The 6272-nt window shown below is 71.5% G+C and carries 5 protein-coding genes; 3 read left to right on the top strand and 2 right to left on the bottom strand.

Features of this window, described 5'->3' with window-relative positions; genetic code table 11:
* Nucleotides 1-26 precede the first annotated feature (26 nt).
* On the top strand, nucleotides 27-335 hold the full coding sequence (locus JWP64_RS18525) for an antibiotic biosynthesis monooxygenase (RefSeq protein ID WP_297498770.1): 309 nt from the start codon (nucleotides 27-29) through the stop codon (nucleotides 333-335).
* Between the two features lie 71 nt (nucleotides 336-406).
* Nucleotides 407-1162, top strand: a complete 756-nt coding sequence (locus JWP64_RS18520) for a Sir2 family NAD-dependent protein deacetylase (RefSeq protein WP_297498767.1) — start codon at nucleotides 407-409, stop codon at nucleotides 1160-1162.
* A gap of 82 nt (nucleotides 1163-1244) precedes the next feature.
* On the opposite strand, the gene JWP64_RS18515 is transcribed toward JWP64_RS18520, so the two are convergent.
* A complete protein-coding gene (locus JWP64_RS18515) occupies nucleotides 1245-1385 on the bottom strand; it encodes a hypothetical protein (RefSeq protein WP_297498764.1) in 141 nt (46 codons plus the stop codon).
* A gap of 365 nt (nucleotides 1386-1750) precedes the next feature.
* Here JWP64_RS18515 and JWP64_RS18510 point away from each other — a divergent pair, with 365 nt between their 5' ends.
* Nucleotides 1751-5389 carry a glycosyltransferase gene (locus tag JWP64_RS18510; RefSeq protein WP_297498761.1) on the top strand — a complete coding sequence of 1213 codons (3639 nt, stop codon included), beginning with the start codon at nucleotides 1751-1753 and terminating at the stop codon, nucleotides 5387-5389.
* Between the two features lie 212 nt (nucleotides 5390-5601).
* Here the strand turns inward: JWP64_RS18510 and JWP64_RS18505 are convergent.
* Nucleotides 5602-6272 (bottom strand): AAA family ATPase (locus tag JWP64_RS18505; RefSeq protein ID WP_297498758.1); only part of this gene is annotated, 671 nt, incomplete at its 5' end.

Raw genomic sequence — 6272 nt, 5'->3', positions numbered from 1 at the left:
GCCCGCCGGAGACTAACGTGGAGAGCATGGCCGTCGTGAAGATCAACGCAATCGAGGTGCCCGAGGGCGCCGGTCCCGAGCTGGAGAAGCGGTTCGCCAACCGCAAGCACGCCGTGGACGGGCAGCCCGGCTTCCTCGGCTTCCAGCTGCTCCGGCCCGTCTCCGGGGACGCCCGCTACTTCGTGGTCACGACCTGGGAGTCCGACGAGGCGTTCGAGGCCTGGCGCAACGGCCCGGCCGTCGAGGCGCACGCCGGCCAGCACGACCCGAACGCGGGTGCCCGCCCGGTCGCGAGCGGCGCGTCGCTGCTGGAGTTCGAGGTCGTCGAGCTCTGAGCGAGGCGCTGGAGAGGGCCGCGGCGCTGCTGCACGGCGCCGACGCCCTGCTGTTCTGCGCCGGCGCGGGCATGGGGGTCGACTCCGGGCTCCCGGACTTCCGCGGCCCCGAGGGCTTCTGGCGCGCCTACCCGCCCTACCGCGCACTCGGGCTGCGCTTCGAGGAGCTCGCGGACCCGGTGCACTTCGCGGACGACCCGACGCTGGCCTGGGGGTTCTACGGGCACCGGCTCGGGCTGTACCGCGAGATCACGCCGCACGCGGGCTTCGGGGTCCTGCTGCGCTGGGCCGCGTCGACACCGGCGAGGGTGTTCACCTCGAACGTGGACGGGCAGTTCCAGAAGGCCGGCTTCGCCCCGGAGCACGTCGCGGAGGTGCACGGCTCGATTCATCACCTGCAGTGCCTCGCCGCGTGCGGGCAGCCCGTCTGGCCCGCCGACGGGGTGTCCGTGCCGGTCGACCTCGACACGATGCGCGCGCGGGAGCCGCTGCCCTCGTGCCCGTCCTGCGGCGCCCTGGCCCGACCGAACATCCTGATGTTCGGGGACTGGTCCTGGGACCCGTCGTACGCCGAACCACGCCTCGACGCGCTGGCCGCCTGGCTGCGTTCCCTGCGGAACGACGGGGCACGGCTCGCCGTCGTCGAGATCGGGGCCGGGACGGGCGTGCCGACCGTCCGCCGTCAGGCCGAGCTGGCCTCCGCGGCGAGCGGCGCCCTCGTGCGGATCAACGTGCGGGAGCCGGAGGTCCGGCACGGCCGAGGCGTCGGCATCCCGGCCGGAGCAGCGGAGACCCTCGCCGCCCTGGCCCGCATCACGGAGCCGTAGCGCGCGGCAGCCGGCCGAGCCCAGCCCCGTGAACCGGACACCCTCCGGGGCCTCGGCCGAGAACCCGCTTCGGCGGCCGGGGTCAGCGCCGCGATGAACCCGGGACCTCGTCGAGGCCGTCCGGGATGCCGTCGTCGTCCACGTCCGGCAGCCGCAGGCCGCCCTGACCGGCGCGGACCGCCTCGAGCTGGGCGGCCGGGGCGAACCCCGCCAGCAGCGCCACGCCCGTGACGTTCGCCCACTACCGAGCTCATGGGATCACCGCAATGCCGGGCCCGAAGTGTTCGCCGGAACCGGGGGAACGCGCCCGCAGCATGGCTCTCGTCACAATTCGGTGTACCTAGAGGCGTTCGATAAGCCCCCGATTGGGCCATACGGGTTACACGACTCGCGCACTCCGTGACCGAATCCGAACAGAAGGTGAGTCGAAATCGGAGATTACGGTTCAAGCAGGACACGCGGTCATCGGAGGCGGGGGTGGAGACGCTGCGTAACGCAGCCTCCGAGGTCCTCGATGATCCGGCTGACAGGCGGCACCCCGCTCCTCGCGAGGGCCGTCGCTCCCCCTGTCGGAAATGCGGTTCTCTCGTGGTTCGTCGTTCTGGTTCCTCCCCGCGTGCGGGCCGGCCCGCGCCGTCCTGGCTGCTCGTCGGCTCCCTCTTCGTGCTCTTCGTGACCGTCCTGCTCGTGAGCGGCTTCAGCTCCGCCGAGATCGGCAACGACGCCAAGGGCGCACACGAGCAGGGCGATTCCGAGGCGGTCCCCGCGACCGTGCTCGGGGGGGGTGCCATCGTCGACGGCCGGCAGGACCCGGCGACGTCGACCGGCATACCGGCCAAGACGATCGTCCTGACGTTCGACGACGGACCGGACCCGACCTGGACCCCACAGATCCTGGCCGTGCTGCGCAAGCACAACGTGCCCGGCACGTTCTTCGTCGTCGGGTCGATGGCGAGCCGCTACCCGGACCTGATCCGGGCCATCCACGACCAGGGCTCCGAGCTCGGCGTGCACACGTTCTCCCACCCGGACCTCGTGGACGTGCCGCAGTGGCGTCTCGAGCGCGAGATGAGCGAGACCCAGCTCGCCATCACCGGGGCCACGGGAACGAGCACGTACCTGATGCGGCCGCCCTACTCGTCGAGCGCCGACGCGCTCGACGACCGCAGCTACGAGACGGTCCGCCAGGTCGGCGCGATGGGCTACCTCACCATCTTCACGAACGTGGACAGCGAGGACTGGCAGCGGCCCGGGGTGAAGGCGATCATCCACAACGCCACCCCGCAGGACGGGACGGGCGGCATCGTGCTGATGCACGACGCCGGCGGGGACCGCTCGCAGACGGTGGCCGCGCTCGACCAGCTCATCCCGCAGCTGCAGTCCCAGGGCTACACCTTCACCACCACCACCGGCGCCATCCACCTCCCGGCGCAGCCGCAGGCGTCGCAGCGGGACGAAATCCTCGGCGGTCTCCTGCTGGGCACCATCGGAACCGCATTGTGGATCACCGACGCCGCCCGGTGGATCCTCGTCGCCGTCGCGGCCCTCGTCGTGATCCGACTGGTGCTGATGATCGTGGCCGCCCGGCGGCACACCCGCCGTCGGCGTGACCCGAACTGGGCGTGGGGACCGCCGGTGACCGAACCGGTCACGGTGGTCGTCCCGGCGTACAACGAGTCGAAGAACATCGAGTCGACCGTCCGGTCCATCCTCGCGAACGACCACCCGCTCGAGGTGGTGGTGGTCGACGACGGTTCGAGCGACGGGACCGCCGACCTGGTGGAGGCGCTCGGGCTCGACCGCGTGCGCGTCGTCCGTCAGCTCAACGCGGGCAAGTCCGCCGCCCTGAACACCGGCACCGCCAACGCCCGCCACGACATCGTCATCATGATCGACGGCGACACGATCTTCGAGCCGGACACCGTCCGTCACCTCGCCCAGCCGTTCGGGGACCCGAAGGTCGGTGCGGTGGCGGGGAACGTCAAGGTCGCCAACACCGACACCCTGATCGGGCGCCTGCAGCACATCGAGTACGTCGTCGGGTTCGGCATCGACCGCCGGGTGCAGGACACCACCCGCTCGATCACCACCATCCCGGGCGCGGCCGGCGCCTTCCGCAAGTCGGCGCTCCGCGAGGTCGGCGGGCTGTCCGACGACACGCTCGCCGAGGACACCGACCTCACGATCGCCCTCGGCCGCGCGGGGTGGCGTGTCGTGTTCGAGGACCGGGCCCTGGCCTGGACCGAGGCCCCGGCGACGGCCGGGCAGCTCTGGCGCCAGCGGTACCGCTGGAGCTACGGCACCATGCAGGCGCTCTGGAAGCACCGCCGGGCCATCCGTGAGCCCGGCTCGTTCGGTCTGGTCGGCCTGGCGCACGTCCTGTTGTTCCAGATCCTGCTGCCCTTGACGGCGCCGCTCGTCGACGTCTTCCTGCTCTACGGGCTGATCTTCGAGGATCCCGCGACGACGCTGCTGCTCTGGGCGTTGATGATGGGCCTGCAGGTGGCCAGCGGGTTGTACGCGTTCCACGTCGACGGCGAACCCAAGAGCGCGTTGTGGGTGCTGCCCGTGCAACAGGTCGTCTACCGGCAGCTGATGTACGTCGTGCTCGTCCAGTCCACGATCAGCGCCGTCAGCGGTGTCCGGGTGCGCTGGCAGAAGCTGCAGCGCACCGGCGCCGTCGACGCCCTGATGGCACCCCGGCGGGCGCCGGCACCCCCGCCGGTGCCGCGGGAGCCGGAATCGGTGCTCCCCGCTCCGCGGAGCCCGGAGCCGCCGGCTCCGCGGCCGTCCGGCGGTCGGGAACGCTGGCTGGACTCGCTGCGGGCCGCAGCCCTCATCCGAGTGATCGTCTACCACGCGCTCAGCCTCGGCTGGCTCTCCATCGTGTTCCCGTCGATGGGCGTCATGTTCGCCCTCGGTGGTTCGCTGATGGTGCAGTCGTTCCGCAAGATGCCGTCGATCGACGTCATCGGGCAGCGGATCCGCCGGCTGCTGCCGCCGCTGTGGCTGCTCGGGCTGATCCTCGTGCCGATCATGGTCTGGCAGGGCTGGGCCGCGGAGAACGACAACGCCGGCGTGCCCTGGCGGGACCTGGTGTTCTGGGTGTTCCCGATCCTCGACCCGCCCGGCAGCGACTGGGCCTTCGACGCGGTCGAGGTCCTCTGGTACATCCGCGCCTACCTGTGGTTCGTGCTACTCACCCCGGCGCTGCTCGCGGCGTTCCGCCGCTGGCCGGTGGCGTCGATCCTGACCCCGCTCCTCCTGGTGGCCGTCGACGCGCTGCTCGGCTCGCCCCTCTCGGGCGCCTCGGGCATCGGTTCCGGGCTGCTGGACTTCCTCACGTTCGGCGCCTGCTGGATGCTGGGCTTCGCCCACCGCGAGGGCAAGCTCAAGAAGCTGCCGCGGGTCGTCCTGCTGGGGCTCGCCGCCGCCGCCGTCGCCGCCGGGATCTTCTGGGGCCTGGGCCACCCGTCGCCGGACTCGGGGCTCGACCTCAACGACATCCCGCTGGCCCAGGCCCTCGTGTCCGCCGGCGCCGTGCTGCTGTTCCTACGCGTGAACCCGCGGATGGGCTGGGTCGACCGGGTCCCGGGCCTCGGCAGGCTGATCACCGTGGTGAACAGCCGCGCCATCACGATCTACCTCACCAACAACATCGCCATCGACGCCGCGGTCTGGGTCAACGACCGGTACGGCCTGCCGTCCGAAGGATGGCCGCTGGTGGGGACGACCTTCGTCCTCGTCGCGCTCGCGATTCCGCTCTTCGGCTGGGTGGAGGACCTCGCCGCGCGCCGTCCGCTCCAGATCATCCCCGGCGGGCGGCGAGCGGTACGGAAACCGAAGACCGACACGGCCGCCCTCGACGGCGCCTCGTTCCGCCCGCGGACGCTCGCCGCGGCGACGTCGGCCCGGATCGCGGCGGTGGCGGACACCGCGGTGCTCCCCGTGGTGCCGAGGGCCACGGAGAGCAACCGAAAGCCGGCGCCCTCCCCTGCACCCGTGGGCGGCCGACGAGCGGACGAGGCCCCGCAGAGCGTGCCGAGCCTGCCACGGCAGCCGCTGCCGGCCAGGCGCGGGACGGAACCTCAGCACGTTGTGCCGTCCCCACCTGCTCCACGTCCCCGGCCCGCCCCGCATGCCCAGCAGGATCAAGGCTCCTCGCCAGCGATGCCCCGGCCCACGCGGAGCCTGCCGCAGCCCCCGGAGCACCACCGCCGGTCCTGACCGGCGCGGCCTCCCACTCCGCGTACCTCTCCCGTTCGTGGGGACGTCGCGAACGGAGACCCCGCCTCGGCAGGCGCCCCATCGCGGCTCGGCGGCGGCGGATCGCGACTCGCGGGGCGGAGAAGGCGGGGAAAGACGAACGGCCCGCCCGGACGTGAGTCCGGACGGGCCGTTCGATGTCCTGCGCCGAAGCGCGGGGCGGGTCTAGCGCATCACTCCTCGCCGGTGCCGGCGGAGAGCTCCGCGGGCGGGGCGTCCGGGACGGTGACGGCCGGGCGGGGCTCACCACGGAAGGTGAAGCGCGCCTTGTCGTCCGCGGCCCGGGAGCCCTCGGGGGCGTCCTTGTCCAGACCCTCGACGTCGACGAGGACGATCTGGCCGGCCTCGATCTCGCCGAACAGGATCTTCTCCGACAGCTGGTCCTCGATCTCCCGCTGGATCGTCCGGCGCAGCGGCCGGGCGCCCAGGACCGGGTCGAACCCGCGGCGGGCCAGCAGCAGCTTGGCGTCCTCCGTGAGCTCGATGGCCATGTCCTTGTTCGCGAGCTGCCTCTCCACGCGGCCGATCATGAGGTCGACCATCGTGATGATCTGCGGCTCGGTCAGCTGGTGGAAGACGATGATGTCGTCGATACGGTTGAGGAACTCCGGCCTGAAGTGCTTCTTCAGCTCGTCGTTGACCTTCGTCTTCATCCGCTCGTAGTTCGACTGCTCGTCGTTGCTCTGCGCGAAGCCGAGCCCGACCGCCTTCGAGATGTCCTGGGTACCCAGGTTCGAGGTGAAGATCAGCACGGTGTTCTTGAAGTCGACCGTGCGACCCTGACCGTCGGTGAGACGGCCGTCCTCGAGGACCTGCAGGAGCGTGTTGTAGATCTCCTGGTGGG

Source organism: Pseudonocardia sp., from assembly GCF_025465255.1.
GTDB lineage: Bacteria > Actinomycetota > Actinomycetes > Mycobacteriales > Pseudonocardiaceae > Pseudonocardia.
Note: the sequence above shows the minus strand (reverse complement) of the source record. Positions and strands in the feature narration are given on the sequence as shown.

What these genes read in the sequence shown, in the direction of transcription:
- JWP64_RS18525 (WP_297498770.1), top strand. Translation starts at nt 27, where the DNA reads ATGGCCGTCGTGAAGATCAACGCAATCGAGGTGCCCGAGGGCGCCGGT.
- JWP64_RS18520 (WP_297498767.1), top strand. Translation starts at nt 407, where the DNA reads ATGGGGGTCGACTCCGGGCTCCCGGACTTCCGCGGCCCCGAGGGCTTC.